We start from the raw sequence: 26,477 nt of genomic DNA, 5'->3' as shown, positions 1-26,477 counted from the left end.
CTTTACGCTAATCAATCTGGCAGCGTTTGGTACCTTAATCGAGAGCCAAATTGTTTTATTTTTAGGATCCAAATGCGTTCACTGGCCGGAGATGTTATCAGGCAGGCTTTTTTCCAGAGTAGCGGGCAAAAACTGCATAAGCGGCTTTATCAAGCGATAAGCAGCGCTATTCTGGCAGGAAATTTGCCGCCATCTGCACGTATGCCACCAACGCGCGATCTGGCGGAAGAGCTGGAGCTGTCGCGCAATACGGTTCTCCGGGTTTACGAGCAACTCCAGGCAGAAGGCTATGTTTCTTCGCTTACCGGCAGCGGCACCTTTGTGACGCACAGCGTTCTTGATAACCTTGACGCAAGAAGCATTACGGGTATGGACGAGACGGCGTCAGAGGATCCTCCGGCGCTATCGGCGCGCTGCCTTGATTTGCTTGAGCATGCCAGCGCAAGCCCGCAGCAATGGGGCGCTTTTCTTCCCGGCGTGCCGGACGTAGTGAATTTCCCCCATCGTGTATTGAAAAAATTTTATGACCGCCAGACACGCCAGGCCTTACCGCAGCATCTTAGCTACGATTCTACCGGCGGCGCGGATTCGCTTAAGCTGGCGTTAACGGATTACCTGCGCACCGCTCGCGGCGTTCGTTGTTCGCCCGACCAGATCCTTATTACTGAAGGCATCCATCAGGCTTTGGATTTGGTTACGCGCTCTTTGTGCAATCCGGGCGATATCGCGTGGACGGAAGAACCCGGCTACTGGGGCATAAAAAATATTTTGAGAATGAATGCAGTCGAGCCTGTTCCGATAGCCGTTGATGAACAGGGTTTGATTGCCGAGCGCCGTCAGGCGCCAGCGCCAAAGTTGCTTTTTGTGACACCGTCACATCAATACCCCCTGGGTTCGGTGATGAGCCTGGGCCGCAGACAGGCGCTACTTTCGCTGGCAAGAGAAACCCGTAGCTGGATTGTGGAAGATGATTATGACAGCGAATTTCGCTTTTCCGGTCAGCCTGTTCCTTCTTTGCAGGGGCTGGAGGAAAACAGCCCGGTTATTTATGTCGGTACCTTTAGCAAGACTCTCTACCCCGCGCTCAGACTGGGCTATGTCGTGCTGCCAAAAGCCATCGCCACGCCGCTGAAAAAAATGCATAGCGAACTTTATCGCGGCGGCCATTTGCAGGTTCAGGCGGCGCTGGCCGAGTTTATCGGCGAAGGCTATTATGCGGCACATATCCGCAAGATGCGTCAGCTTTATGGCCGCCGCCGACAGATGCTGGTCGCCCTGATCACCCGGCTACTTGGCCAGGACTATCTGGGCCGCTATAACAGTAACGCCGGCCTGCATTTAATTCTGCAACTTCCTGAAAACTGTGACGACGCTGCCGTGGCACAGCAGGCTAATCAGCAAGGTCTGCTGGTTCGTCCGCTCTCACGTTATTTTATGGGCAGCGCAAGCGATCGAGGGCTGCTGATGGGCTTTGCCCATATGCAAGAGCGCGAACTGGAGTCCGCCTTTCTCCGGCTGGCTGCCATTATTAAAGAGCAGGAGAAAAAGCCGCGATGTTGAAATTATGTCTGGTTGTCAGCCCGCCCGTTATTAAATAGAATCAAAAAAATCTGAGCCGTCTTTTACTGCAGGCCCGGACAATAAAACAATATAGCGCCCGACAAGATTCGGGCCGTCATTTTCAATCTGGAAGCAAAATAATGAGCGACGAACAACGACTGCCGCAGGGCGAAATGGTGCTGCGCACGCTGGCTATGCCTGCGGATACCAATGCCAACGGCGATATCTTCGGCGGCTGGCTGATGTCGCAGATGGATATGGGCGGCGCTATTCTGGCGAAAGAGATTGCTGGCGGCCGCGTAGTAACGGTGCGCGTTGACGGGATGACTTTTCTGAAACCCGTAGCGGTAGGTGATGTCGTAAGCTGCCACGCCCGCTGTATTCGCACCGGAAGCAGCTCTATTACTATTAATGTAGAAGTCTGGATAAAAAAGGTTTCTTCGGAGCCGATTGGTCAGCGCTATTGCACCACGGAGGCGGTATTTATTTATGTCGCCGTGGACGGCGAAGGCAAAGCGCGCCCGCTGCCGCCAGAGAAAAGTCACTTTAGCGAAGCGTAAGCTGATAAGTAAAACGGGAGCAGTATCGCTCCCGTTTTTCAATCTTTACTCAATGCTGCTGCCGCCATTGATTTTAAAGACGATATTTATTTTAAGATCTTTACCCGGCTTGCCTGCCTCATAGCGCCATTTGCGCATGGCGGTTTTAACCTCTCGCTCAAACATATTGCGCGGTTCGGCTTCCAAAATACGGATGTTGCCAACCTGACCTGAACTGTCCACATCAAACTGTACGCGTACATGTCCTTCCAGACGCAGCGCGAAGGCGCGTGAAGGATAGGCAGGCTTGCCGACGCTTAGCGCTTTTGGCCCGCTCGATACCGCCGTAGAAGGCGCGACTGAAGTTTTCGGCGCGGTGGAAGGCTTAGTCGCCGTAGCCGTGCGGTCATTATTCAGCGGCGCGGCCTGACGTGGCTCTTCACGCGGCTTGACCTCTTTCTTCGGCTTTACCACTTCCTTTTTCGGTTTGGGTTTCGGCTTTGGCTTCGGCACGGGTTTAGGGATCGGCACCGGTTCCGCTTTTGGCGGCTCGGGTTCCGGCACGGGCTCAGGTTCCGGCTCTGGCTCTGCTACCGGTTCCGGCGCGGGCTGAGGCGCAGGCTGCGGCTCCGGCTGCACTTCCGGCGCGACCAGAGAGACGCTGATGGGCTGCGACGCTTTCGGCACTTCCACAACCTGATGAAAAGAAGCATAGAGTATGCCGCCAATCACCACGGCGTGCAGGCCTACGGAAAACAGCGTCGGAAGCGAAATGCGGCGGGGCAAAGAAGGTTCTGTCAGCGTCGTCATAATCTTTCTGCGGTAAAAGTTGAAGCGTAAGTTTAAATGCAAATAGCAATCAGTTTCAACAACTCACCTCTTTTCGGGCGTTTTTTTGTCAGAAAGTTCCTTCCGGTCGCCCGATTCATCTTTCATTTGCGAATTAGCGGACGATGACTTAACGTGATCGCCAATTATTAGCGATCGACAGGAGTTAACGTGCTCTACGTAATTTATGCAGAAGATAACGCGGATTCACTGGAAAAGCGTCAGGCGGTGCGTCCCGCTCATCTGGCACGTTTACAGCTTTTACAGGATGAAGGCCGCCTGATTATCGCTGGCCCAATGCCGGCAGTGGACAGCAATGAGCCTGGCGTGGCGGGGTTTACCGGCTCGACGGTAATTGCCGAGTTTTCTTCGCTGGAAGAGGCGCAATCCTGGGCGCAGGACGATCCCTACTTCGCCGCAGGCGTATATAAGCAGGTAGCGGTTAAGCCCTTTAAGCGGGTATTTTAATTCTGATGAAAATCGGCTATCTCTTCCCGGCCGCGGTGGGTATTGCAGGCGCGGTATTGCTGGTCTGGTTTATCGCCAGCGGCGCCTGGATGCCTGGGCAGTAAGGCTCAGCGCGGCAGAGAAACACGACCCGGCGCGATGCCGGGTATTTTTTGCGCTCAGACTATCTGGGTAATAAAAAGAATAGAACGACGCTGCTGCTGGCTTAGCTGGTGGCGAATGGCGTGCATGCGGCCGTAGCGTCTGCCCTGGCCTTCCAGCCAGCGCGCCCGGCGGCGCTGAATTTGACGCGACATGCGCCAGCGTGCGACTTCATTTCTACTCCGTCTCATACTACCCTCTTTGCTTGCCAAAACTGGCGCCGCATTATAAAGACTTCTCGCCGCAGGCCAAGTCCGATCTGTTAAGGAAAAGGTTTCGTCCGCCCCAATCTGCACGTAAACTCCTGTAATCAGAGGTGAACGGGACTTCCGCTTTTATGACGACTTTTTATACTTTAATTAGCTGGCTGCTGCTGTTTGGTTACTGGCTATTGATTGCCGGGGTTACGCTGCGCATTCTGATGAAGCGTCGTGCGGTGACTTCCGCCATGGCCTGGCTGCTGATTATTTATATTCTGCCTCTGGTGGGTATCGTCGCCTATCTCTCTTTCGGCGAGCTACATTTAGGTAAGCGGCGTGCCGAGCGCGCGCGCACCATGTGGCCTTCTACCGCCAAATGGCTGAATGACCTGAAGTCCTGTCACACCATCTTTGCTCACGATAACAGTGATGTGGCGCGTTCCCTGTTCCAGCTTTGCGAAAACCGCCAGGGCATCGCCGGAGTAAAAGGCAATCGGCTACAGCTGTTGACCTCGACGGACGAGACCATGCAGGCGTTGATCCGCGATATCCAGCTGGCCCGCCATAATATCGAGATGGTTTTCTATATCTGGCAGCCTGGCGGCATGGCGGACGAGGTGGCCGAAGTATTGATGGCCGCGGCGCGGCGTGGCGTTCACTGCCGACTGATGCTGGATTCAGCCGGTAGCGTACAGTTTTTCCGCAGCGACTGGCCCGCCATGATGCGTAACGCCGGGATCGATGTTGTAGAGTCGCTGAAGGTAAGCCTGCTGCGCGTGTTTTTGCGCCGTATGGATTTGCGACAGCACCGCAAAGTGGTGCTGATCGACAATTACATCGCCTATACCGGCAGCATGAATCTGGTCGATCCACGTTATTTTAAACAGGATGCAGGCGTCGGCCAGTGGGTTGATTTGATGGCGCGTATGGAAGGCCCGGTAGCGACCACCATGGGCATTATTTACTCCTGCGACTGGGAGATAGAAACCGGCAAGCGCATTCTGCCGCCGCCGCCGGACGGCACTATCATGCCGTTCGAGCAGGAAAGCGGCCACACCATTCAGGTGATCGCCTCGGGGCCCGGCTTCCCGGAAGATTTAATTCACCAGGCGCTGCTGACCGCCGTTTATTCGGCTCGTGAGCAGCTGATTATGACCACGCCCTATTTCGTCCCCAGCGACGATCTGCTGCATGCTATCTGCACGGCGGCACTACGCGGTGTAGAGGTGAGCATTATCGTGCCAAGACATAACGATTCGCTGCTGGTTGGCTGGGCAAGCCGCGCTTTTTTTGCAGAGCTGCTGGAAGCGGGCGTAAAAATTTATCAGTTTGAAGCCGGTCTGCTGCATACCAAAAGCGTGCTGGTGGACGGGCAGCTTAGCCTGGTCGGCACGGTTAATCTGGATATGCGCAGCCTGTGGCTGAATTTTGAAATTACTTTGGTGATTGACGATGATGGCTTCGGCAGCGATCTGGCACACGTGCAGGATGATTATATCGCCCGCTCAAGGCTGCTGGACGCTAAACAGTGGTCGCGCCGCGCCTGGTGGCAGCGTATTGTGGAACGACTGTTTTACTTCTTTAGCCCGTTGTTGTAAAAGGGGCGGGATTATGCGCGCACTATGGGAAACTTTATGGATTTAAACAACCGCCTTACCGAAGATGAAACCCTGGAACAGGCCTACGATATTTTTCTGGAGCTGGCGGGCGACAATCTCGATCCGGCCGATATTCTTCTTTTCAATCTGCAGTTTGAAGAGCGCGGCGGCGCAGAACTGCACGATCCTGCTGAAGACTGGGCCGAGCATGTGGATTTCGATCTGAATCCGGATTTCTTTGCGGAAGTGGTAATTGGCCTGGGCGAGAGCGAGGAAGATCCGGTTACCGATATCTTCGCCCGCGTGCTGCTGTGCCGCGAAAAAGACCACAAGCTTTGCCATATTCTGTGGCGTGAATAACAGTTAAACCGCAGCGCAAGGCTGCGGTTTAGCTTTCTCTTAAAGCGGATCCACCTTCAGGCAGGATACCGCATGGCGGAAACTGCCTTCCAGCAGCGGACGGGTTTTTGCGCATTCCGGTCCGGCTATCGGACAGCGAGTGCGGAATACGCAGCCCGAAGGCGGATTAATTGGCGAAGGCAGCTCCCCTTCCAGCAGCTGTATCACCTTGTTTTTTTCCAAATCGGGATCCGGGATTGGCACCGCCGACATCAGTGCGCGGGTATAAGGGTGCTGAGGATTGTGATAAACCTCGTCGTAAGTGCCCAGCTCTACCGCATGCCCCAGGTACATTACCAGTACGCGATCGGAGATATGTTTCACCACCGCCAGATCGTGGGCGATGAATATCAGCGAGAGTCCCATTTCCCGCTGTAGCTGTTGCAGCAGATTTACTACCTGCGCCTGAATGGAGACATCCAGCGCGGAGACCGGCTCATCACAGATAATCAATTTAGGCTCAAGGATCAGCGCGCGCGCAATGCCGATACGCTGACACTGACCGCCGGAAAACTCGTGCGGGTAGCGGTTAATCAGATTCGGCAGCAAGCCTACCTTCATCATCATCGTCTTAACGCGCTCTTTAACTTCCTGACGCGCCATTTTGGGATGATAGGTGCGCAAGGGTTCGGCAATGATATCGCCAATGGTCATGCGCGGATTCAGCGATGCCAGCGGATCCTGAAAAATCATCTGAATATCGCTGCGCGCTTTGCGCCACTCTTCTTCGCTTTGTCCTAAAAGATCCCGACCCAGCCAGGCTACGCGCCCTTCCGTTGCTTTAACCAGGCCGATAATGGCGCGGGCCAGCGTCGACTTGCCGCAGCCGGATTCGCCTACCACACCCAGCGTTTCGCCCTCATACAGGCGCAGGCTGACGCCGTCTACCGCCTTCAGCGTTTTCGGCGGCTGCCAGAACCACTGGCCGCCGTCTTTTATCGCGAAGTGCACTTTAAGATCGGCGATTTCCAACAGCACGTTCTTATTCATACCAGCTCCTCCGCGGGTTTAAAGCAGGCGCGCAGTCGTTCCTGACCAAAAGGCGTCAATGGCGGCATAGTGGCGCAGATTTCCATCGCATGCGGGCAGCGCGGCTGGAACGGACAGCCTTTCGGCAAACGCAGCAGGTTAGGCGGATTACCCGGAATCGTGGTCAGCGACTCGCCTTCCGCATCCAGACGCGGCACCGCGTTTAGCAGGCCAATAGAATAAGGATGGGTCGGCTGGTAGAAGATGTCACGGGCCTTGCCGTATTCCATCGTGCGCCCGGCGTACATCACCAGCACGCGATCGCAAATACCGGCCACTACGCCCAGATCGTGCGTAATCATGATAATGGCGGTGTTGAACTCTCTTTTCAGATCGTTGAGCAGCGTCATAATCTGCGCCTGCACGGTAACGTCCAGCGCCGTAGTCGGCTCATCGGCAATCAGCAGTTTGGGACGGCACAGCAGCGCCATCGCAATCATCACGCGCTGCCGCATGCCGCCGGAAAACTCGTGCGGATACATTTTCATCCGCTTGCGCGCCTCCGGCATTTTCACTGCATCCAGCATGCGTACCGATTCCTCAAAGGCCTGCGCGCTGCTCATGCCTTTGTGCAGCTGTAAAACCTCCATTAGCTGCTCGCCGACGCGCATATAGGGATTGAGCGAGGTCATGGGATCCTGGAAAATCATCGCGATTTCTTCAGCCCGCAGGCGATTAAGCTGCTTTTCCGGCAGGTTAAGGATCTCGTTGCCGCGAAAGCACGCCGAGCCACCGATACGGCCGTTGCTGGCCAGCAGCCCCATCAGCGCGAAGGCTGTCTGCGATTTGCCGGAACCGGATTCCCCCACGATGCCCAGGGTTTCGCCCGCCCGCAGATCGAAATTAAGATCGTTCACGGCGGTGACGTCGCCATCTGGCGTGGTAAAAGTGACCCGCAGATCCTTAACCGACAGCAGCAGTTCACCGGCCGCTTTTTTCGCCATTTCTGGCCGTAATTGTGTAACGTTCATCGGCATACTCCTTAACGATCTTTCGGGTCGAGGGCATCGCGCAGGCCATCGCCGATAAAGTTGAAACAGAACAGCGTTACCACCAGAAAACCGGCCGGGAACAGCAGCAGCCACGGCGAGACTTCCATCGAGTTGGCGCCATCGCTAAGCAGCGCGCCCCAGCTGCTTAGCGGCTCCTGGGTGCCCAGACCTAAAAAGCTCAGGAAGGATTCAAACAGGATCATGCTCGGCACCAGCAGCGAGGCGTAAACCACCACTACGCCCAGCACGTTAGGCACTATATGGCGCAGCACAATGCTGGCGGTGGAAACGCCACCGACATGAGCTGCCTCGATAAACTCTTTGCGCTTGAGGCTCAGCGTCTGGCCGCGCACGATACGCGCCATATCCAGCCAGGAGACCAGGCCAATCGCCACGAAGATCAGCAGGATATTACGGCCAAAAAAGGTCACCAGCAGGATCACAAAGAACATAAACGGAAAGGAGTTAAGGATTTCCAGCAGGCGCATCATCACTGAATCGACCTTGCCGCCCAGATAGCCAGCCAGCGAGCCGTAAAGCGTGCCGACCAGCACCGCCACCAGCGCGGAAGCGATGCCGACCATTAATGAGATACGGCCGCCGATTGCCACGCGCACCAGCAGATCGCGTCCCGATGAATCTGTGCCGAAATAGTGTTTGGAAGCGATATCGGGTGCGCTCGACATCATGCCCCAGTCGGTGTCGTCGTAGGTGAAGGATGAAAGCATGGGCGCGAAAATAACGAAAAGCGCTATCAGTACCAGCACTGTCAGGCTGGCCAGCGCCGCGCGGTTGTGAATAAAGCGACGGCGAGCGTCCTGCCACAGGCTACGGCCTTCGACCTCCAGCTTTTCGCTGAAGGCGTCGAGAGCTTCGCTGTTTTTCTTACTCAGTATCATGGCGAGCTCCGGAATCAATAACGAATTTTCGGATCGATAACCGCATAGAGCACGTCAACGATCGCGTTAAAAAGAATGGTCAGTACGCCAACCAGAATGGTCAGGCTAAGCACCAGCGAGTAGTCGCGGTTGAGCGCGCCGTTAACAAACAGCTGGCCGATACCCGGCAGGCCATAGATGGTTTCTATTACCATTGAGCCGGTAATAATGCCGACAAAGGCCGGGCCAAGGTAGGAAAGCACCGGCAGCATCGCTGGCTTCAGCGCATGGCGGAAAATAATGCGGCGCATCGGCAGCCCTTTAGCGCGCGCAGTGCGGATGAAGTTAGCGTGCAGCACTTCAATCATTGAGCCGCGCGTAATGCGGGCGATACTGGCGATATAGGCCAGCGACAGCGCCACCATCGGCAGGATCATGTACTGGATCGCCCCGCCGTTCCAGCCGCCTCCCGGCAGCCACTTCAGCACGATAGCGAATACCAGTACCAGCAGCGGCGCTACTACGAAGCTGGGTATTACCACGCCAGTCATAGCAATGCCCATCACCAGAAAATCCCATTTGCTGTTTTGTTTCAGCGCCGCAATGACCCCCGCCGTTACACCCAGCACAATCGCCAGGATAAAAGCCGCCAGGCCAAGTTTGGCGGAGACCGGAAAAGCATGCCCGACCAGATAGTTCACCGAGTAGTCTTTATATTTAAAAGACGGCCCGAAATCCCCGTGCGCCAGCTGGTTCAGATAGGAGAGATACTGTTTCCAGATCGGATCGTTTAGGTGGTATTTGGCTTCTATGTTCGCCATCACTTCGGGCGTCAGCGTGCGTTCGCCGGTAAAAGGGCTGCCCGGCGCGAGGCGCATCATAAAGAAGGAGATAGTAATCAGGATTAATAACGTCGGAATCGCTTCCAGAAAACGACGAAAGATAAATTTTAACATTGCCCGTACCTGCTGGCCTGTGCTTCAGCACTGCTCAAAAGTGTTCCGTGGGGGAAGCTTTCCTTCCCCCGATTTTTTAGTGTTTGATGATATAGAGATTTTTATCGTAGAGATTGTTCAGCGGATCTTTACCGGTGTAGCCGCCGACGTAAGGCTTCACCAGCCGCGTGTTGGCGTAGTAGAACACCGGCGCGATAACCGAATCTTTATCCAGCTGCTGCTCCGCCTGGGTATAGGCTTTGCTGCGGGCCGCTTCATCGCTGGCTGCCATCGCCGAGGCGATAATTTTGTCGAAAGCTGGCGATTTATAGTGGGAAGTGTTGTTGCTGCTGTCGGAGAGCATGGTGTTCAGGAACGAGGTCGGTTCGTTGTAATCCGCGCACCATGCCGCGCGGGCGATATCAAAATTGCCCTGGTGGCGGGTATCCAGGAAAGTTTTCCACTCCTGGTTATTCAGTCTGATATTGACGCCCAGGTTCTTCTTCCAGATGGAAGCCGCGGCGATAGCCAGTTTTTTATGCAGATCGGAAGTGTTGTAAAGCAGCTCGAAGGTCAGCGGCTTATCGGCGCTGTAGCCCGCTTCTGCCAGCAGTTTTTTCGCTTCTTCGTTACGCTTTTCCTGCGACCAGTTAACCCATTCTGGTTTCACCAGGTCGGCACCGTCAATCGCTGGCGGCGTATAGCTCCACGCAGGCTGCTGCCCCTGCGCCAGCACTTTGTTGACCATGATATCGCGGTCCAGGCCCAGCTTCAGCGCGGTACGCACGCGAACATCGTTAAACGGCGCTTTTTGGTTATTGATTTCGTAATAGTAGGTACAGAGATAAGGATCGACCCGCAGCTCTTTTGGATTCTCTTTTTGCAGCTTTTTAAACAGCTCAATCGGCAGATTGGTATAGGTCATATCGCTGCCGTTGTTGCTGAAATAGCGGTTAACATCGTTTACTTCAGACGGGATCGGCAGGAAAGTCACTTTATCCAGCACGGTATGGGTGTTATCCCAGTATTGCGGGTTACGCACCACCACAATACGCTCGTTGATAATATGCTCCTGAAGCTTAAAGGCGCCGTTGCCGACCCAATTCTCAGGCTGCGTCCACTTTTCGCCGAACTTATCAACGGCTGGTTTGTAAACCGGCGACATAGAAGGATGGATCAGCAGCTTATAGAAATAAGGTACGGATTCGCTTAGCGTCACCTGCAGCGTATGTGCATCCAGCGCTTTCACGCCCAGCTGGTCGGGCTTTTTCTTGCCGCTAATAATGTCGTCGATATTTTCAAGATGACCATATTGCAGATAGCTGGCGTAAGGCGAGGCGGTTTTCGGATCGGCCAGACGCTGCCAGCTATAGACGAAATCCTGCGCCGTTACCGGCTCGCCGTTTGACCACTTAGCCGTGTTGCGCAGATGGAAGGTCCAGACTTTGCCGTCTTTGTTTTCCCAGCTTTCCGCCACGCCGGGAATGGAATGGCCGTTCGGATCGTTAATCAGCAAACCTTCCAGCAGATCGTAGCTGACGTTGGATTCCGGCACGCCTTCAATTTTATGCGGATCCAGCGACTGCACTTCGTCACCGTTGCCTTTGGTTAACTCTTGCTTAGCGGCAAGCTGCACGCCAGCGGGCACGGTTGCTGCCGTAGCCATACTACTTAACGCGCCGATAATGCCCAGCGCCAGCAGGCTTCTTTTCGTGATGTTGTTCATTTTACTACTCCAGTTTTTATTATTACCGGGACGTTTTTGCTGTCCCTGTCTGCCGGGCCCGGGCCTGTAACGCGGAACGAATGCGCTACGGCCATTTTTTATTTACCCTGGCTGCTATCACCCTTTTAATTACTACCTTCCATACAAATCAGTGCTTTATGATGTGGAAATATTTTATATTCGGCTGGTCCTGCGGATCTTTACCGGTAAAACCGCCTACCCAGGGCTTGATTAGCCTGGCGCTGACGCGGTAGTAGACCGGCACGATGGCGGAATCGCGATCCAGCTGTTGTTCAGCCTGCTGATAAAGCCTTGCGCGCTGTGCTGCGTCAGATGTAGCCAACGCTTTTGCCAGCAACGCATCAAATTTTTCGCTGTGATAAAAAGCCGTATTGCTGGAAGAGCGGGTCTGCATGATGTTCAGAAAGGTGGAAGGTTCGTTGTAGTCGGCGCACCAGGTAGCGCGAGCCACATCGAAATTGCCCTGATGGCGCGTATCCAGCATGGTTTTCCACTCCTGGTTATCCAGCGTGACCTGCGCGCCCAGATTTTTCTGCCACATAGAAGCCGCGGCAATAGCCTGCCTTTTGTTTAAATCGGAAGTGTTGTAAAGCAGCTTAAAGCGCAGTGGTTTTTCCGCACTGTAGCCCGCTTCGCTCAGCAGTTTTTTTGCCTGCTGGTTACGCTGCTGCTGCGTCAGCTTCATCCAATCCGGCGGTGGCAGGCTGGCGCCGTCGATGTAAGGCGGCGTAAAACCCCCTGCCGGGATCTGGCCCTGACCCATGATTTTTTCAGCAATAATATCGCGATCCAGGGTTAGCTTAACCGCAGTGCGTACTCGCGGATCGTCAAAAGGTGGCTTTCTGTTATTAAGCTCATAGTAAAAGGTGCAGAGCAGCGGACTGACGTGTACCTGAGAACCCAACGTTTTTTTCAGTGTGGGAAAAAGGTCTGGCGGCAGCGCGCTGTTGGTCATATCGATTTCACCGCTGCGATAGCGGTTTACGTCGGTGGTTTCTGACGAGATGGGCAGAAAAGTAGCGGTTTCAATAGTGGTATGCGCATTATCCCAATAATGCGGATTGCGCTTCAGGACGATTTTCTCGTTGATTACCCAGTCGCTAAGCGTATAGGCGCCGTTGCTGACGTAGTGCTGCGGCTGCGTCCATTGGTCGCCCCACTTCTCTACGGCTTTACGATTAACCGGCTTTAATGCCGCGTTGACCGCCAGCGCGATAAAATAAGGCACCGGTTCGCTCAGCGTAATTTGCAGATGGCTTTCGTCAAGGGCGCGAATACCCAGCTCTGAGGGCGGCTTTTTCCCCGCCAGAATATCGTCGATGTTGGCAATATGTGCATATTGCAAATAGCTGGCGTAGGGCGAAGCGGTTTGCGGATCCGCCAGACGCTGCCAGCTATAGACGAAGTCATCGGCAGTAACCGGCTCGCCGTTGCTCCAGAACGCTTTGCGTAACGTAAAAGTCCAGACTTTGTCTGCTTCGCTGCGCCAGCTCTCCGCGATGCCCGGCACGGTACGGCCATTGTTATCCGTGGCGACCAGCCCTTCCAGCAGGTTTATGACTACGTTGCTTTCCGGCACGCCTTCGATCTTTTGCGGATCCAGCGTTGAAACTTCGCCGCCGTTATTGATAACGATTGTCTGTTGTTGGGCCAGCGCAATATCACCAGGCGTGGCAACAAGGCCGGGAGAAGCCAGAATGGCGCCGACGGCGACGGCCAGTTTCAGAGGCGAACTGCCTACTTTTTTCTTCAACAATTTTTTACCTCTGTACAAAGCTGGCGTAGAGATTGGGCGTTAAAGTGCTTTGCACATCTGATGCCAGGTTTAATGCGTTCCGCAAAACCTATCAGATGGTACGTTTTCGCTCCAGGCTAAAATAGCAAAAATGTTAACCAATTCTCTTTATTGCTCGCAGCTTCCGCCGAAAGCCGCTTATTATTTACCAATCAATATCTTTTATCCCTTTGAAAAATATACAATAATAAGCATGATTCGGCTATGCGCCTGTAAAAATGGCAATTATCTATTTAAACCACCTGAATATTGCCGGATAAACAGAACAATAATCTGCTTCACGCGTTAAAATTAGATAATAACCTTATAAAAGGCAAGAGTAACATCATTATAGTTTGTTATAGAAATAACATTTTCTGCTTAAGTTGTGACAAAGCGGTGATTTTCAGTAATTACATTAATATGAACAGAGCTATGTTAAGCTGCAATAATAATTGCACCAATAAAGAGCAATAACAGCGAGATTTGCACTTTATTGGCGCATAGCAAGATTCGTTTCCTGAAATAAGCGCAGATTATGCGTCTTAAGTGCCTTTTACCAGTGAGGGATTTAGCCCGTCAGCCCGGGGAAAAGTGCCCTGATGCCGGTCACGATAAACTCAATGCCCAGCGCCATCAGCAGCAGCCCCATGATGCGGGTAATAACGTTGATGCCCGTCTGGCCCAGCGCCCTGACCATTAGCGGCGCGGCGCGGAACAGCAGCCAGCAGCAAAGAGAAAAAAGCGCGATGGCGATGCTGAAACCAAGCAGGTTTTGCCAGCTGTGATAACGGGTGCTCCAGACAATGGTTGAACTGATGGCGCCGGGTCCGGCCATCAACGGCAGCGCCAGCGGCACTACGCCAACGCTTTCACGGTTAGCGGTTTCCGTTTTTTCCTGCTTGTTTTGTTTATCCTCGCCTAGTTTGCCGCTGATCATCGACATAGCAATTGAGACAACCAGAATGCCGCCTGCAATACGGAAAGAGTCGATTGAGATGCCGAACAGACGCAGGATGACGTCGCCTAAGAACAATGAGGTCCAGAGGATAATCGCCACGGAAAGGCTGGCGGTCAGGTTGGTTTTATCGCGGGCGGCAGGCAGCTGATAGCTGGTCATGCTGATAAAGACCGGGATAATACCGACCGGATTAACCAGTGCGAATAGCCCGACAAAAAATTTGATATAGCCTGACAGGTCAAGAATAGTCGGGTTCACGCTTTTCTCCTGAATCACTCTTACCGGCAGTCGCTCCCGGCAGCGGCCTCCGAAGGGAGGAGGATAATTTTGCCTGCTTAAAGCCTTGTTAAACGTCAGTCACAGCAGTTAATCAGGCTAATAATTCCTTATTTCACAAACTATAGCACTAATAAAATACGCTGTTCTGGTTTTGCAGGCTATTGATAATCCGGTGAATCCGCGCTTATGTCGCGGCTGAAAGGTGTCAGCAGCAATAATTCTTGATCCACATCAAAATTCCTACTCTCCGGAGTGCGTACCATTAGTCTCAGTTAACGGACCTTTTATCGCAGTTTCGCCGCTGACAGCGAACAAATTGCGCAGACTCTTTTAGTAAACCTGTAGAACGCCAAGGCTAAAAAGCAAGCGCCTTTGAGTAAAATTAAAGCGATCTTGTCTATAATTGTCAGTTCTGGCTTGTTTACTAATAGAGTTTAACTTTCATCAGGAGAGCATTATGGCCGTTACTAACGTTGCTGAGCTTAACGCACTGGTTGAACGTGTAAAGAAAGCCCAGCGAGAGTACGCAAACTTCACCCAGGAACAGGTCGACAAAATTTTCCGCGCCGCAGCGCTGGCAGCCGCCGACGCGCGCATTCCACTGGCGAAAATGGCCGTGGCAGAATCAGGAATGGGCATAGTTGAAGATAAAGTCATCAAAAACCATTTCGCTTCCGAATATATTTATAACGCCTATAAAGATGAAAAGACCTGCGGTATTCTGGATACCGACGATACCTTCGGCACCATTACTATCGCTGAACCAACCGGTCTGATCTGCGGGATTGTCCCAACCACCAACCCAACCTCTACCGCTATCTTCAAGGCGTTGATCAGCCTGAAAACCCGCAACGGCATTATTTTCTCGCCGCATCCACGCGCCAAAGATGCCACTAATAAAGCAGCAGATATCGTACTCCAGGCCGCTATTGCCGCTGGCGCCCCTAAAGATATCATCGGCTGGATCGACGTGCCTTCCGTAGAGCTTTCCAATCAGCTGATGCACCATCCGGATATCAACCTGATTCTGGCGACCGGCGGCCCGGGCATGGTAAAAGCGGCCTATAGTTCCGGTAAACCCGCTATCGGCGTCGGCGCGGGCAACACGCCGGTGGTCATTGACGAAACAGCGGATATTAAACGTGCCGTCGCTTCGATTTTGATGTCAAAAACTTTCGACAACGGCGTTATCTGCGCCTCTGAACAGTCCGTAATCGTGGTGGATGCCGTTTACGAGGCCGTGCGCGAGCGCTTCGCCAGCCATGGCGGCTACCTGCTGCAGGGCAAAGAGCTGAAGGCGGTGCAGGATATCATCCTGAAAAACGGCGGTCTGAATGCCGCTATTGTTGGTCAGCCTGCGGTAAAAATCGCCGAGATGGCCGGCCTTAGCGTGCCGGCAAACACCAAGATCCTGATCGGCGAAGTGAAGCTGGTGGATGAATCAGAGCCTTTCGCCCACGAAAAACTTTCCCCTACCCTTGCCATGTACCGCGCGAAAGATTTCGAAGAGGCGGTCAGCAAAGCAGAGAAACTGGTGGCCATGGGCGGTATCGGCCATACCTCCTGTCTCTATACCGACCAGGATAACGAGCGCGAACGCGTTAACTTCTTTGGCGACCGGATGAAAACCGCGCGTATCCTGATCAATACACCAGCGTCTCAGGGCGGCATTGGCGATCTCTATAACTTTAAGCTGGCGCCGTCACTGACGCTGGGCTGCGGCTCCTGGGGCGGTAACTCCATTTCTGAAAACGTCGGGCCTAAACACCTGATCAACAAGAAAACCGTGGCTAAGCGAGCTGAAAACATGTTGTGGCATAAACTACCCAAGTCTATCTACTTCCGCCGCGGTTCTCTGCCAATTGCTATGGAAGAAGTGGCGACAGACGGCGCCAAACGCGCCTTTATCGTTACCGACCGCTATCTGTTCAACAATGGCTATGCGGATCAGGTCGTTTCCGTATTGAAATCCCACGGTCTGGAAACCGAAGTCTTCTTCGAGGTAGAAGCCGATCCGACGCTGAGCATCGTCCGCAAAGGCGCGGAGCAGATGCACTCTTTTAAACCAGACGTGATCATCGCGCTGGGCGGCGGTTCGCCAATGGATGCGGCAAAAATTATGTGGGTGATGTATGAACATCCGGAAACCCACTTCGAGGAGCTGGCGCTGCGCTTTATGGATATCCGTAAACGTATCTATAAATTCCCGAAAATGGGCGTGAAGGCGAAGATGATTGCTATCACCACCACTTCCGGTACCGGTTCAGAAGTAACGCCGTTTGCGGTCGTCACCGATGATGCCACCGGTCAGAAATACCCGCTGGCCGACTATGCGCTGACGCCGGATATGGCAATTGTGGATGCCAACCTGGTGATGAATATGCCTAAGTCGCTCTGCGCCTTCGGTGGTCTGGATGCCGTGACCCACGCGCTGGAAGCCTATGTTTCCGTGCTGGCTAACGAATACTCCGACGGCCAGGCTTTACAGGCACTGAAGCTGCTGCAGGAAAACCTGCCGGCCAGCTATCGCGATGGCGCAAAAAATCCGGTAGCGCGTGAGCGTGTGCATAACGCCGCTACTATCGCCGGTATCGCTTTCGCCAATGCCTTCCTGGGCGTCTGTCACTCTATGGCGCACAAGCTGGGGTCGGAGTTCCACATCCCGCACGGTTTAGCCAATGCCCTGTTAATCAGCAACGTTATTCGCTATAACGCCAATGATAACCCAACCAAGCAAACGGCCTTCAGCCAGTACGACCGTCCGCAGGCGCGCCGTCGCTATGCAGAAGTAGCCGATCATCTGCGCCTTAGCGCGCCTGGCGATCGCACCGCGCAGAAGATTGAGAAGCTGCTTGCCTGGCTGGAAAGCATGAAAGCCGAGCTGGGGATCCCTAAATCTATCCGCGAGGCTGGCGTACAGGAAGCAGACTTCCTGGCGAAAGTAGACAAGCTGGCGGAAGACGCGTTCGACGACCAGTGTACCGGCGCTAACCCACGCTATCCGCTGATCGCCGAGCTGAAACAAATCATGCTGGACAGCTTCTATGGCCGCGACTACGCAGAGCCCTTCGCTTCCGTCGCAGAAGCGGTGATTGCGCAGCCGGTTGAGACCCGGAAAAAAGTGAAGAAATAAATTTTTCCCTGAACCCGCCATCCGGCGGGTTCAAACTGTTGACAAACCTAAAACGTTTCTGGACTTTGCCTTTTTTACCGCAACACGGCAGCTTGATAGCGGCAGAGGCTGAGCGGCCAGGTGGGCGCATGGACGCGCCAACCGAGCCATCAGGGACGATTTCACGGCGTGTCCATGTTCCGCTCTGCCTCTGCTGCTTTGCCACCGATTTAAACGCGACAAAGAGTTTGTCATCAACCTCAACCCGCCATCCGGCGGGTTCTTTTTATCTGTAAGCAGCGCTAATGATCTTTGCTCTTATCACTACGCCCGTTGTCGCTTTGGCGCAATGTCCGCTTTTATTGCGGCCTGCGACCTTTTTCACCATAAACGGCCTTCAGGCAACGCTGTTCAATCGCCGCTTTATAGTGCTTGCGGCACACTGACACATAGCGCTCGTTGCCGCCTATCACCACCTGTTCTCCTTCCTGGTAGGGTTCGCCGTTTTCGTCCACCCGCAGCACCATGCCCGCTTTTCTTCCGCAGTGGCAAACCGTCTTTAATTCCACCAGCTTATCGGCCCATGCCAGCAGATACTGACTACCGCTAAATAATTCGCCGCGAAAATCAGTACGCAATCCGTAGCAAAGAACCGGTATATCCAAAATATCAACCACATCCGAAAGCGCCTTAACCTGGTCTCTGGTCAGGAATTGCGACTCATCAATCAGGACGCAGTGAACCGGTTCCATTTGCTGTTGCGCTTTTATCTCGGTAAAAAGTGCCGTGTCGTTATTATACAATTTTGCTGGAGATGAAAGACCAATCCGCGAACTCACTTTGCCAATACCAAAACGGTTATCAATCTCCGCTGTATAGACCAGCGTACGCATGCCGCGCTCTTGATAGTTATAAGAGGATTGTAATAGCGCAGTAGATTTGCCTGCGTTCATCACGGAATAATAAAAATATAGCTGAGCCATCCGCTTTTGCCCCAAATTAAAATTTTATGAATTCGGATTATTGTATCACATCAGCACAAGAGTGAGCGGTCGTATGGCCTCTCTTTTAGATTCGATTCGCAGGCGCGCCCTGCTCTGCATCGCCACATTTGCTTAAGAAAGCACCTTACCTGTACTAATGGACAGTCAGACGCATTGGGCTGCTTTTAAAACGGTAATCACTCTGGTTATTTCCGCATTTGACAGTTAAACACCATTTTTAGTTTTTGCTAATATCCTTTGTAATTTCTATAAGTTAGCAGAGGCTGTCCTGCAGAAAAAAAGGAAAAAGCCCGGATTATTAAACCAGGCATTAAGGTAAGTTAAAGCCGTTACCTGTAGTAAAACACGTCATCTAATAGGCCGGTTGTTATTCTGCTTCACTCTTAATAACCCGCAGCAAGCAGGAAGAGATAAACGAATTTTCGTTTCTTACAAAATTAGCTATTGCAGTTCATTATGACCCACTCTATTATTATCAGGCAGAACATTTCCCCCATTATAATTTTTGAGATCTGAACAATGAGCGAAGCACTTAAAATTTTGAACAACATCCGTACTCTGCGTGCGCAGGCCAGAGAATGCTCGCTGGAAACGCTGGAAGAGATGCTGGAGAAACTGGAAGTTGTTGTGCACGAGCGCCGTGAAGAAGAGAGCCACGCTCAGGCTGAAATTGAAGAGCGCACTCGCAAACTGCAGCAATACCGTGAAATGCTGATCGCTGACGGCATCGATCCTAATGAACTGCTCTCTACCCTGAGCGTGGCTAAAGCGCCAGGTAAAGCCAAGCGCGCGGCACGTCCGGCTAAATATAAGTACGTCGACGAGAATGGCGAAACCAAAACCTGGACCGGCCAGGGCCGTACGCCAGCGGTTATTAAAAAAGCAATTGAAGAGCAGGGTAAAACACTCGAAGATTTTATGCTGTAAATCCGGTTTAGCCGCGCTGTACAGCCCAATAAAAAAGGAAGCAGACGCTTCCTTTTTTATTATGTTTTATACCTGGTAAAAAGAACGATACCAGCTGACAAAGCGTTTTACGCCCTCTTCCACGCCGGTTTGCGGCTTAAAGCCGATTGCCTGGTACAGCGCGGCCGTATCCGCACTGGTTTCCAGCACATCGCCCGGCTGCATCGGCAGCATATTTTTATCGGCAACGATCCCCAGTGCTTTTTCCAGCGCCTCAATATAAGCCATCAGCGTTACCGGGTTACTGTTACCAATATTATAAACGCGGTAAGGGGCCGAACTGGTTGCCGGACTGCCTGTCTCTACTGTCCAGTCAGCATCAGACTGCGGGATGACATCCTGTAGGCGCACAATGGCTTCAGCTATATCATCAATATAGGTAAAGTCGCGGCGCATCTGGCCATTGTTATAGACGTCAATTTTCTCACCTGCAATCATCGCGCGGGTAAATTTAAACAGCGCCATATCCGGGCGTCCCCATGGGCCATATACGGTGAAGAAACGGAGACCTGTAGTGGGAATACCGTACAAATGCGAATAGGTGTGGGACATCAGCTCATTGGCCTTTTTCGTGGCCGCATAGAGTGAAACCGGATGGTCTACCGAGTCGTCTGTTGAGAAAGGCATTTTGCGGTTAAGACCGTAAACCGAACTTGATGAAGCATAAAGCAGATGACCGACTTTATTATGGCGGCACCCTTCCAGGATATTAAGATGCCCGATCAGGTTAGCGTCAGCATAGGCTAAAGGATTTTCCAGCGAGTAGCGCACACCGGCCTGTGCGGCAAGATGAATTACCCGATCGAAATGCTCCCTGGCGAATAGTTTCGCCATCCCTTCTCTGTCGGCGAGATCGAGTTCGATAAAAGTAAAAGCGGAAGAAGCTTTGAGGATATCCAGACGGGCAAGTTTGAGGTTGACGTCGTAGTAGTCGTTCAGGTTGTCGAGACCGACAACCTGGTGACCGGCGCCTGTCAGGCGTTGTGCAACGTGAAAACCAATAAATCCTGCTGCGCCGGTAACCAGATATTTCATACTGCCCTCGTTAATTATGCAATTTGAAGAGAAGCTCCGCGGCCGATTGCATAATAAACGAAACCGCGTTTGCTGATTCTTTCTGGATCATACAGGTTACGACCATCAAAAATCACGGGTTCTTTCAGGGCATTTTTAATAACGTCAAAATCCGGCGCGCGGAAGTTCTGCCATTCGGTGCAGATAACCAGGCCATCTGCGCCCTGCAGCGCCGCTTCCTTGGTGCCCATCAGCTTAAGATCGCTGCGGTGACCGTAGATGCGCTGCGCTTCGTCCATCGCTTCCGGATCGAAAGCCTGCACGGAGGCGCCAGCCTGCCACAGCGCTTCCATCAGCACGCGGCTTGACGCTTCACGCATGTCGTCGGTGTTCGGCTTAAAGGAGAGTCCCCACAGCGCAAAGGTTTTGCCCTGAAGGTTATCGCCAAAGTGACGCTTGATAAAGTCCGGCAGCTTGTGCTTCTGCGAGTCGTTGACGTCTTCCACAGCCTGCAGCAGACGCGGCTTGTAGCCAATCTGCTCGGCGGTACGGATCAGCGCCTGAACGTCTTTCGGGAAGCAGGAACCGCCGTAGCCGCAGCCAGGATAGATAAAGGAGTAGCCGATACGGGAATCGGAACCAATACCCTGACGAACTTTCTCGACGTCCGCGCCCAGGCGTTCCGCCAGGTTAGAGATCTCGTTCATAAAGCTGATTTTTGTTGCCAGCATGCAGTTAGCCGCATACTTGGTCAGCTCGGCGCTGCGGATATCCATCAGGATCATGCGATCGTGATTGCGGTTAAACGGCTCGTACAGCTCGCGCAGCAGCTCGACAACTTCGTCGTTGTCCGTGCCTACTACGATACGCTCAGGACGCATACAGTCGTTGACCGCCGCGCCTTCCTTCAGGAATTCCGGGTTGGAGACCACATCGAAAGCGATCTCTTTGCCGCGAGCCTTCAGCGTCTCTTCCATTACGGCGCGCACGCGGTCGGCCGTACCTACCGGCACGGTTGACTTGTCGATCACCACTTTATGATCGTTCATGTGCTGGGCAATCGTTCGCGCTACCGCGGTAACATATTTCAGATCCGCTGAGCCGTCTTCATCCGGCGGCGTACCCACGGCGATAAACTGCATGATGCCATGGTTTACACCCTCTTCCGCGTTGGTGGAGAACTTGAGACGACCAGCCTCGTAGTTCTGCATCACCAGTGGCGTCAGGCCAGGTTCAAAAATTGGAATGATCCCTTTCTTCAGATTCTCGACTTTCTTTTCGTCGACATCGATACAAAGAACGTCATGTCCGACTTCGGCCAAAACCGCAGCCTGAACCAGACCAACATAGCCGATACCAAATACGGTGACTTTCATTGAATTGTCCCGGTTAAAAAATTAATCTTATTTCTCGTTGCCAACGGTGCTTTCAAGCCATGCTTTGAAATCTGCACCCAGCGTATTGTGACGTACGCCGTACTCGACGAATGCCTGCATGTAGCCCAGTTTGTTGCCGCAGTCATGGCTAACACCTTTCAAGTGGTAAGCTTCTACGGTCTCTTTATCCATCAGCATAGCGATAGAGTCGGTAAGCTGGATTTCGTCACCTGCGCCCGGAGGCGTTTTCGCCAGCAGAGGCCAGATATCCGCAGAAAGCACGTAACGACCTACAACCGCCAGGTTGGATGGCGCTTTGTCCGCTTTCGGTTTTTCTACTACGCCGACCATAGGCGCGCTGTCGCCCGCTTTCAGCTCTGCGCCCTGGCAATCTACCACACCGTAGGCAGTAACGTCCTGCACAGGCTCAACCATGATCTGGCTGTGACCAGTTTCGTCGAAGCGACGCATCATGTCGGCCAGGTTGTCCTTAGCCAGGTTAGATTCGTACTCGTCGATGATTACGTCCGGCAGGATAACCGCGACAGGCTCATCGCCAACTACCGGATAAGCACACATTACCGCGTGGCCCAGACCTTTTGCCAGGCCCTGACGCACCTGCATAATGGTGACGTGTGGCGGACAGATAGACTGGATTTCTTCCAGCAGCTGACGCTTAACGCGTTTTTCCAGCATCGCTTCCAGCTCGAAGCTGGTGTCGAAATGGTTTTCAATGGAGTTTTTAGATGAGTGCGTTACCAGCACAATCTCGTTGATCCCGGCAGCGATACACTCGTTAACGACATACTGAATTAACGGCTTATCAACCAGCGGCAGCATCTCTTTTGGAATAGCTTTGGTGGCAGGTAACATACGGGTTCCCAGACCAGCAACAGGGATTACCGCTTTTTTTACTTTGGACTTATAGGCAGACATCTAAGTACCTCTCTTTAGGCCGTTCAAGTTATTACTTGATATGTCGAGTTAAAAAACGAAGTGAGTATATCAGTTGAACCCGGATGGATTTATCCTGGTTCAATCATTTCCGCGCAATTTAAGACAATTACCTAAGTGTAAAGCTTATTGCTGGCCCTGTCGTCAGGGCGCAGCAATAAAAAAGGCGGGATGATTATTCCGTGGACAACATCAGGCGCAGCCTGCCGCCGGCGCCCCATACCTGGCATTGCCAGGCATCGCAGCGCTGGCTAATTTGATTAAGATGCGTACTGCCCAAAGTACCAAGAGGCACGCCATTACTTAACTGTATTTGGTGTGAATGAATATTTAAAGTGGCGTTTAAACCAGCAGAAACCAAAATGAGGTTTTTTAAACCCTGATGATAATAGCCAACCAGTAAGGGAAATTGCCCCTGCAGGTTCGCCTGGCGTAAAAGCAAATTTACCTGTTTGAGCAAACTATTTAGCTCTGGCAAACGTTGCGCCTGACCAGAAAGTTGTTCCTGGAGCAATCCGTTAAATAGCGCCCTCAGCAGCAGCGCGGCCAGTACGCCATTGTCGCCAGCCCGGGTGACGTCCAGACAATAAAAAGCCAGATCTTTATCGGAAAGCGCCGCCACGTCGAGCACAAGGCCTGGCTGCTCCGCCATGGTCAGCTGGCGATAGTTGATGCGGCAGTTGGCTATCTCCTGCTGCACCGGCGGCTGGAGCTGTTTCAGCAGCTTCGCCGCCGCAGCGGGATCTCGTACCAGCGCATCCCAATCCTGAAAGAGCTGTTCGTCTTCTTCTACCTTAGAGGTGAACATTGAAGGATAGAGGCATTCGTAAACCGCTTCGCGTAGCCTTTCCAAATCTTTCAGCGGTTTTAACAGCACGTCCTGCACCCCAAGCCGCAGCACATGTGCAATGTCGGACATATTTTCCGTGGCGGAAATAACCAGAATAGGCAGGGTATTACCTTTGGTACGGAGATGCTCAACCAGCTTAATGCCGTTCATACGCGGCATCGCCAAATCGCAAATAATGAGATCGCACTCCTGTTGCTGCATTTTTTCCAGTGCCTGAACGCCGTCGTCTGCCAGCAGAGTTGTGGCGCCCAGCGCGCTCAGGAAGTTATCCAGCAGAGTACGGAAAACGACTTCGTCTTCAACTATCAGGATCTGTTTTCCGCTTAATGGCTTCTCCATTGTCCCCCCTTGTGCGCCAGATTAGTCAATAGTGGTCTAAAAACCACAATTGCGCCTCTCGGATTTGCCTGAAGTCGTCTCATTTCTCTTCCGGCAACGCGTAGTGACGGACCAGCGGAAGCAGTTCATCCATCTTTTTTTCAACGGCCAGCCTGCCCGCCGCAACAGCCTCTTCCGCCCGATGAAAATCCAGCGTAGAGATCTGCGGGCAGTAGGGTTGTATCAGTACATCCGGCGGATCGCCGGCCATCCGGTTGCGCTTGACCCGATTTTCTAACACCTGAATTGAGGTGGTCATAATTTCCATCGCTCCCGGCGTCTGCCTGTTTTTTTTCTGTGCTGTTCCGGCCAGCCTTTGTCGCAGTTTGCCTCGCCAGCCGGCAGCTTCGGCGGGCAGCTTCACGGATTGCGGCGTGACGGAAAGCAAGTTTTGCTGCATTAAATGTGCATCGTGCTGGAGATCAACGGCGATAACGATATCGGCACCCAGCGCGCGAGTCAGAGAGACAGGTACAGGGTTAACCACGGCGCCATCTACCAGCCAATAGCCATGCCAGGCGACGGGCGAAAGCAGCCCCGGCATGCTACACGAGGCGCGAATGGCCTGATGAAGGTCGCCTTCCGTCAGCCAAAGTTCACGACCGGTGCTGAGGTTAGTGGCAACGGCGCCAAACGGCAGGCCACATTGCTCAATATGGGTGTGCGGCAGTAAACGGCGCACATGATTGAAGACGCGTTCTCCACGCAGCAGTCCCCCGCGTCGCCAGGAAAAATCCATTAGCCGCAGCACTTCCCAGTAGCTGAATCCCTGTACCCAATTGGCGAGGAGAGGAAGACGTTGACTGGCATAAGCGGCGCCGACAAGCGCTCCCACGGAGCAACCTGCCACCACATCAATCCTGATGCCGGCTCGTTCCAGCGCCTCAATCACGCCGATATGAGCCCACCCTTTAGCTGCACCCGATCCCAGTGCCAGCCCAATCTTAACCTGTCTCATTCCACCTCTGGTTTGTGCTTAACGAACTCATGGCGCCGTTAACGCAGCTCGGTTACCATGACGCCTGAACTCATTTTGCCTTATTTTCTTCCGGAGACACCGTGTCTGAATCCTGCCCCTGCTGTAGCGGACTGGAGTATAGCTTATGTTGCCAGCCCTGGCTCAATGGTGAAGGTATTCCTGCCACGCCGCAAGCCTTGATGCGTTCGCGCTACACCGCGTACGCTATGGGCAATGCCGATTATCTGATCGCGACCTGGCACCCTGATTGCAACGCGGCGCTTTTTCGCGACTCGCTGGAACAAAGTTTCGCCGCGACCAGATGGCTTAGTTTACATATACTTGAGGCAGATGCACCAGGAGATAATGCAGAAGGCTATGTTACCTTCTTCGCGCGTTTCTCTGAAAATCAGCGCGACAGCTTTATTCATGAACGCTCGCGCTTTCTTCGACTGGCGCAACGCTGGTATTATGTTGACGGAACTTTCCCTGAAACAGGGCGAAACGATCGGTGCCCGTGCGGTTCCGGCAAAAAATTTAAAAAATGTTGTGGCCGGTAACGGTCTCCCGCATCCCCAAAATTGCTTCGACAGGATTACCATCGCAATGCAAGCGCAAACACTACAACGAAAAGTTTTACGTACTATCTGCCCGGACGCTAAAGGTCTGATCGCTAAAATTACCAACATTTGTTACAAACACGAGCTGAACATTGTGCAGAACAATGAGTTCGTCGATCACCGTACCGGCCGCTTTTTTATGCGCACCGAGCTGGAAGGCATTTTCAACGATGCCACGCTGCTGGCCGATTTGGACAGCGCGCTTCCAACCGGTTCGTTTCGCGAACTTAACGCCGCCGGACGCCGCCGCGTGGTGATTCTGGTGACGAAAGAAGCGCATTGCCTGGGCGATTTGCTGATGAAAAGCGCCTATGGTGGTCTGGATGTTGAGATCGCTGCGGTTATCGGCAACCACGAAACGCTGAGAACGCTGGTCGAGCGCTTTGATATTCCCTTTAAGCTGGTCAGCCATGAAGGCCTGACGCGCGAAGAGCACGACAACAATATGGCGGCGGAAATCGACCGCTTCCAGCCTGATTACGTAGTGCTGGCTAAATATATGCGGGTGCTGACGCCGGCTTTTGTGCAGCGCTATCCCAATCAGATTATCAATATCCACCACTCATTCCTGCCCGCCTTTATCGGCGCGCGCCCTTACCATCAGGCTTATGAGCGCGGCGTGAAAATAATTGGCGCGACTGCACATTACGTCAATGACAATCTGGACGAAGGCCCGATTATTATGCAGGACGTAATCCACGTGGATCATAACTATACGGCGGAGGATATGATGCGCGCGGGCCGCGACGTCGAGAAAAACGTGTTGAGCCGCGCTCTTTATCAGGTGCTGGCGCAGCGCGTCTTTGTTTACGGCAACCGCACTATTATTCTGTAAAGGTTGCAGACTGCTGTTTTGCCGGACAAAGCAGCAGTCAGAATAAAAAAGCGGCAAACGCATTTAAATCATTGCATCCGGG

General features: G+C 53.0%; 25 protein-coding genes. 10 read left to right on the top strand and 15 right to left on the bottom strand.

Annotation, left to right across the window (positions count from 1 at the left end; genetic code table 11):
* Positions 1-72: 72 nt before the first annotated feature.
* Together ACETPC_RS01530 and yciA are read left to right on the top strand one after the other, a co-directional pair.
* Complete coding sequence (locus tag ACETPC_RS01530; protein WP_380177960.1) at positions 73-1,560, top strand: PLP-dependent aminotransferase family protein; 1,488 nt, start codon at positions 73-75, stop codon at positions 1,558-1,560.
* 140 nt (positions 1,561-1,700) lie between these two features.
* The gene (yciA, locus tag ACETPC_RS01525; RefSeq protein ID WP_380177958.1) at positions 1,701-2,120 is read left to right on the top strand and encodes an acyl-CoA thioester hydrolase YciA; all 420 of its coding nucleotides are present in this window, start codon (positions 1,701-1,703) and stop codon (positions 2,118-2,120) included.
* A gap of 45 nt (positions 2,121-2,165) precedes the next feature.
* On the opposite strand, the gene tonB is transcribed toward yciA, so the two are convergent.
* Complete coding sequence (gene tonB, locus ACETPC_RS01520; protein ID WP_380177956.1) at positions 2,166-2,909, bottom strand: TonB system transport protein TonB; 744 nt, start codon at positions 2,907-2,909, stop codon at positions 2,166-2,168.
* Between the two features lie 189 nt (positions 2,910-3,098).
* Here tonB and ACETPC_RS01515 point away from each other — a divergent pair, with 189 nt between their 5' ends.
* Positions 3,099-3,395, top strand: coding sequence for a YciI family protein (locus tag ACETPC_RS01515; RefSeq protein WP_380177954.1), 297 nt, complete (start codon positions 3,099-3,101; stop codon positions 3,393-3,395).
* A gap of 5 nt (positions 3,396-3,400) precedes the next feature.
* Positions 3,401-3,499, top strand: a complete 99-nt coding sequence (locus tag ACETPC_RS01510) for a YoaK family small membrane protein (RefSeq protein ID WP_380177952.1) — start codon at positions 3,401-3,403, stop codon at positions 3,497-3,499.
* A 54-nt stretch (positions 3,500-3,553) separates the two neighbouring features.
* Here ACETPC_RS01510 and ACETPC_RS01505 read toward each other — a convergent pair whose 3' ends face one another.
* A complete protein-coding gene (locus tag ACETPC_RS01505) occupies positions 3,554-3,727 on the bottom strand; it encodes a YciY family protein (RefSeq protein ID WP_380177950.1) in 174 nt (57 codons plus the stop codon).
* Positions 3,728-3,873: 146 nt separating this feature from the next.
* On the opposite strand from ACETPC_RS01505, the gene cls reads away from it, so the two are divergent.
* Together cls and ACETPC_RS01495 are read left to right on the top strand one after the other, a co-directional pair.
* Positions 3,874-5,334, top strand: coding sequence for a cardiolipin synthase (gene cls / locus ACETPC_RS01500; protein ID WP_380177948.1), 1,461 nt, complete (start codon positions 3,874-3,876; stop codon positions 5,332-5,334).
* Positions 5,335-5,370: 36 nt separating this feature from the next.
* Positions 5,371-5,694, top strand: coding sequence for an HI1450 family dsDNA-mimic protein (locus ACETPC_RS01495; protein ID WP_336140229.1), 324 nt, complete (start codon positions 5,371-5,373; stop codon positions 5,692-5,694).
* 39 nt (positions 5,695-5,733) lie between these two features.
* On the opposite strand, the gene oppF is transcribed toward ACETPC_RS01495, so the two are convergent.
* From oppF to ACETPC_RS01460, 7 genes are all read right to left on the bottom strand, one after another.
* The gene (gene oppF, locus ACETPC_RS01490) at positions 5,734-6,723 is read right to left on the bottom strand and encodes a murein tripeptide/oligopeptide ABC transporter ATP binding protein OppF (RefSeq protein ID WP_380177945.1); all 990 of its coding nucleotides are present in this window, start codon (positions 6,721-6,723) and stop codon (positions 5,734-5,736) included.
* Positions 6,720-7,733: an ABC transporter ATP-binding protein gene (locus ACETPC_RS01485; protein WP_380177943.1), complete on the bottom strand. Its 1,014-nt coding sequence runs from the start codon at positions 7,731-7,733 to the stop codon at positions 6,720-6,722. Before ACETPC_RS01485 ends, oppF begins: the two co-directional genes overlap by 4 nt.
* 11 nt (positions 7,734-7,744) lie before the next feature.
* Positions 7,745-8,653 (bottom strand): oligopeptide ABC transporter permease OppC, encoded by a 909-nt coding sequence (oppC, locus tag ACETPC_RS01480; protein ID WP_380177941.1) that lies wholly within the window; start codon positions 8,651-8,653, stop codon positions 7,745-7,747.
* Between the two features lie 14 nt (positions 8,654-8,667).
* The gene (oppB, locus tag ACETPC_RS01475; RefSeq protein ID WP_380177939.1) at positions 8,668-9,588 is read right to left on the bottom strand and encodes an oligopeptide ABC transporter permease OppB; all 921 of its coding nucleotides are present in this window, start codon (positions 9,586-9,588) and stop codon (positions 8,668-8,670) included.
* A gap of 76 nt (positions 9,589-9,664) precedes the next feature.
* Entirely contained in the window at positions 9,665-11,293 is a 1,629-nt protein-coding gene (gene oppA, locus ACETPC_RS01470) for an oligopeptide ABC transporter substrate-binding protein OppA (protein WP_380177937.1), read from the bottom strand.
* A 148-nt stretch (positions 11,294-11,441) separates the two neighbouring features.
* Complete coding sequence (locus ACETPC_RS01465; RefSeq protein WP_380178830.1) at positions 11,442-13,013, bottom strand: ABC transporter substrate-binding protein; 1,572 nt, start codon at positions 13,011-13,013, stop codon at positions 11,442-11,444.
* Positions 13,014-13,659: 646 nt separating this feature from the next.
* Entirely contained in the window at positions 13,660-14,307 is a 648-nt protein-coding gene (locus tag ACETPC_RS01460; protein WP_380177935.1) for a YchE family NAAT transporter, read from the bottom strand.
* A 478-nt stretch (positions 14,308-14,785) separates the two neighbouring features.
* On the opposite strand from ACETPC_RS01460, the gene adhE reads away from it, so the two are divergent.
* Positions 14,786-17,461: a bifunctional acetaldehyde-CoA/alcohol dehydrogenase gene (gene adhE, locus ACETPC_RS01455; protein WP_380177933.1), complete on the top strand. Its 2,676-nt coding sequence runs from the start codon at positions 14,786-14,788 to the stop codon at positions 17,459-17,461.
* A 338-nt stretch (positions 17,462-17,799) separates the two neighbouring features.
* Here the strand turns inward: adhE and tdk are convergent, their stop codons facing one another.
* Complete coding sequence (gene tdk, locus ACETPC_RS01450; RefSeq protein ID WP_380178828.1) at positions 17,800-18,423, bottom strand: thymidine kinase; 624 nt, start codon at positions 18,421-18,423, stop codon at positions 17,800-17,802.
* A gap of 540 nt (positions 18,424-18,963) precedes the next feature.
* On the opposite strand from tdk, the gene hns reads away from it, so the two are divergent.
* Positions 18,964-19,371: a histone-like nucleoid-structuring protein H-NS gene (gene hns / locus ACETPC_RS01445; RefSeq protein WP_380177931.1), complete on the top strand. Its 408-nt coding sequence runs from the start codon at positions 18,964-18,966 to the stop codon at positions 19,369-19,371.
* Positions 19,372-19,437: 66 nt separating this feature from the next.
* On the opposite strand, the gene ACETPC_RS01440 is transcribed toward hns, so the two are convergent.
* The 5 genes from ACETPC_RS01440 to rssA form a co-directional block, all read right to left on the bottom strand.
* The gene (locus ACETPC_RS01440) at positions 19,438-20,445 is read right to left on the bottom strand and encodes an NAD-dependent epimerase (protein ID WP_380177929.1); all 1,008 of its coding nucleotides are present in this window, start codon (positions 20,443-20,445) and stop codon (positions 19,438-19,440) included.
* Between the two features lie 14 nt (positions 20,446-20,459).
* Positions 20,460-21,800, bottom strand: coding sequence for a UDP-glucose dehydrogenase family protein (locus ACETPC_RS01435; RefSeq protein WP_380177927.1), 1,341 nt, complete (start codon positions 21,798-21,800; stop codon positions 20,460-20,462).
* A gap of 27 nt (positions 21,801-21,827) precedes the next feature.
* Complete coding sequence (galU, locus tag ACETPC_RS01430; protein WP_380177925.1) at positions 21,828-22,736, bottom strand: UTP--glucose-1-phosphate uridylyltransferase GalU; 909 nt, start codon at positions 22,734-22,736, stop codon at positions 21,828-21,830.
* A 193-nt stretch (positions 22,737-22,929) separates the two neighbouring features.
* Entirely contained in the window at positions 22,930-23,943 is a 1,014-nt protein-coding gene (gene rssB, locus ACETPC_RS01425) for a two-component system response regulator RssB (protein WP_380177923.1), read from the bottom strand.
* Positions 23,944-24,022: 79 nt separating this feature from the next.
* Positions 24,023-24,940 carry a patatin-like phospholipase RssA gene (gene rssA / locus ACETPC_RS01420; RefSeq protein ID WP_380177921.1) on the bottom strand — a complete coding sequence of 306 codons (918 nt, stop codon included), beginning with the start codon at positions 24,938-24,940 and terminating at the stop codon, positions 24,023-24,025.
* 101 nt (positions 24,941-25,041) lie between these two features.
* Between rssA and ACETPC_RS01415 the strand changes: the two genes are divergently transcribed.
* Positions 25,042-25,500, top strand: coding sequence for a YchJ family protein (locus tag ACETPC_RS01415; RefSeq protein ID WP_380177919.1), 459 nt, complete (start codon positions 25,042-25,044; stop codon positions 25,498-25,500).
* Between the two features lie 46 nt (positions 25,501-25,546).
* On the top strand, positions 25,547-26,395 hold the full coding sequence (gene purU / locus ACETPC_RS01410) for a formyltetrahydrofolate deformylase (protein WP_380177917.1): 849 nt from the start codon (positions 25,547-25,549) through the stop codon (positions 26,393-26,395).
* The last annotated feature ends 82 nt before the right edge of the window (positions 26,396-26,477 follow it).

The organism is Pantoea sp. sgz302252, assembly GCF_042610525.1.
Taxonomy (GTDB): Bacteria; Pseudomonadota; Gammaproteobacteria; order Enterobacterales; family Enterobacteriaceae; genus Erwinia.
This window is presented reverse-complemented; position numbering and strand designations above follow the sequence as displayed.

Bases quoted from the DNA above. Each gene is read 5' to 3' on its own strand.
- ACETPC_RS01530 (WP_380177960.1), top strand. From the start codon at position 73: ATGCGTTCACTGGCCGGAGATGTTATCAGGCAGGCTTTTTTCCAGAGT.
- yciA (WP_380177958.1), top strand. From the start codon at position 1,701: ATGAGCGACGAACAACGACTGCCGCAGGGCGAAATGGTGCTGCGCACG.
- tonB (WP_380177956.1), bottom strand. From the start codon at position 2,909: ATGACGACGCTGACAGAACCTTCTTTGCCCCGCCGCATTTCGCTTCCG.
- ACETPC_RS01510 (WP_380177952.1), top strand. From the start codon at position 3,401: ATGAAAATCGGCTATCTCTTCCCGGCCGCGGTGGGTATTGCAGGCGCG.
- ACETPC_RS01505 (WP_380177950.1), bottom strand. From the start codon at position 3,727: ATGAGACGGAGTAGAAATGAAGTCGCACGCTGGCGCATGTCGCGTCAA.
- cls (WP_380177948.1), top strand. From the start codon at position 3,874: ATGACGACTTTTTATACTTTAATTAGCTGGCTGCTGCTGTTTGGTTAC.
- ACETPC_RS01495 (WP_336140229.1), top strand. From the start codon at position 5,371: ATGGATTTAAACAACCGCCTTACCGAAGATGAAACCCTGGAACAGGCC.
- oppF (WP_380177945.1), bottom strand. From the start codon at position 6,723: ATGAATAAGAACGTGCTGTTGGAAATCGCCGATCTTAAAGTGCACTTC.
- ACETPC_RS01485 (WP_380177943.1), bottom strand. From the start codon at position 7,733: ATGAACGTTACACAATTACGGCCAGAAATGGCGAAAAAAGCGGCCGGT.
- oppC (WP_380177941.1), bottom strand. From the start codon at position 8,653: ATGATACTGAGTAAGAAAAACAGCGAAGCTCTCGACGCCTTCAGCGAA.
- oppB (WP_380177939.1), bottom strand. From the start codon at position 9,588: ATGTTAAAATTTATCTTTCGTCGTTTTCTGGAAGCGATTCCGACGTTA.
- oppA (WP_380177937.1), bottom strand. From the start codon at position 11,293: ATGAACAACATCACGAAAAGAAGCCTGCTGGCGCTGGGCATTATCGGC.
- adhE (WP_380177933.1), top strand. From the start codon at position 14,786: ATGGCCGTTACTAACGTTGCTGAGCTTAACGCACTGGTTGAACGTGTA.
- tdk (WP_380178828.1), bottom strand. From the start codon at position 18,423: ATGGCTCAGCTATATTTTTATTATTCCGTGATGAACGCAGGCAAATCT.
- hns (WP_380177931.1), top strand. From the start codon at position 18,964: ATGAGCGAAGCACTTAAAATTTTGAACAACATCCGTACTCTGCGTGCG.
- ACETPC_RS01440 (WP_380177929.1), bottom strand. From the start codon at position 20,445: ATGAAATATCTGGTTACCGGCGCAGCAGGATTTATTGGTTTTCACGTT.
- ACETPC_RS01435 (WP_380177927.1), bottom strand. From the start codon at position 21,800: ATGAAAGTCACCGTATTTGGTATCGGCTATGTTGGTCTGGTTCAGGCT.
- galU (WP_380177925.1), bottom strand. From the start codon at position 22,736: ATGTCTGCCTATAAGTCCAAAGTAAAAAAAGCGGTAATCCCTGTTGCT.
- rssB (WP_380177923.1), bottom strand. From the start codon at position 23,943: ATGGAGAAGCCATTAAGCGGAAAACAGATCCTGATAGTTGAAGACGAA.
- rssA (WP_380177921.1), bottom strand. From the start codon at position 24,940: ATGAGACAGGTTAAGATTGGGCTGGCACTGGGATCGGGTGCAGCTAAA.
- purU (WP_380177917.1), top strand. From the start codon at position 25,547: ATGCAAGCGCAAACACTACAACGAAAAGTTTTACGTACTATCTGCCCG.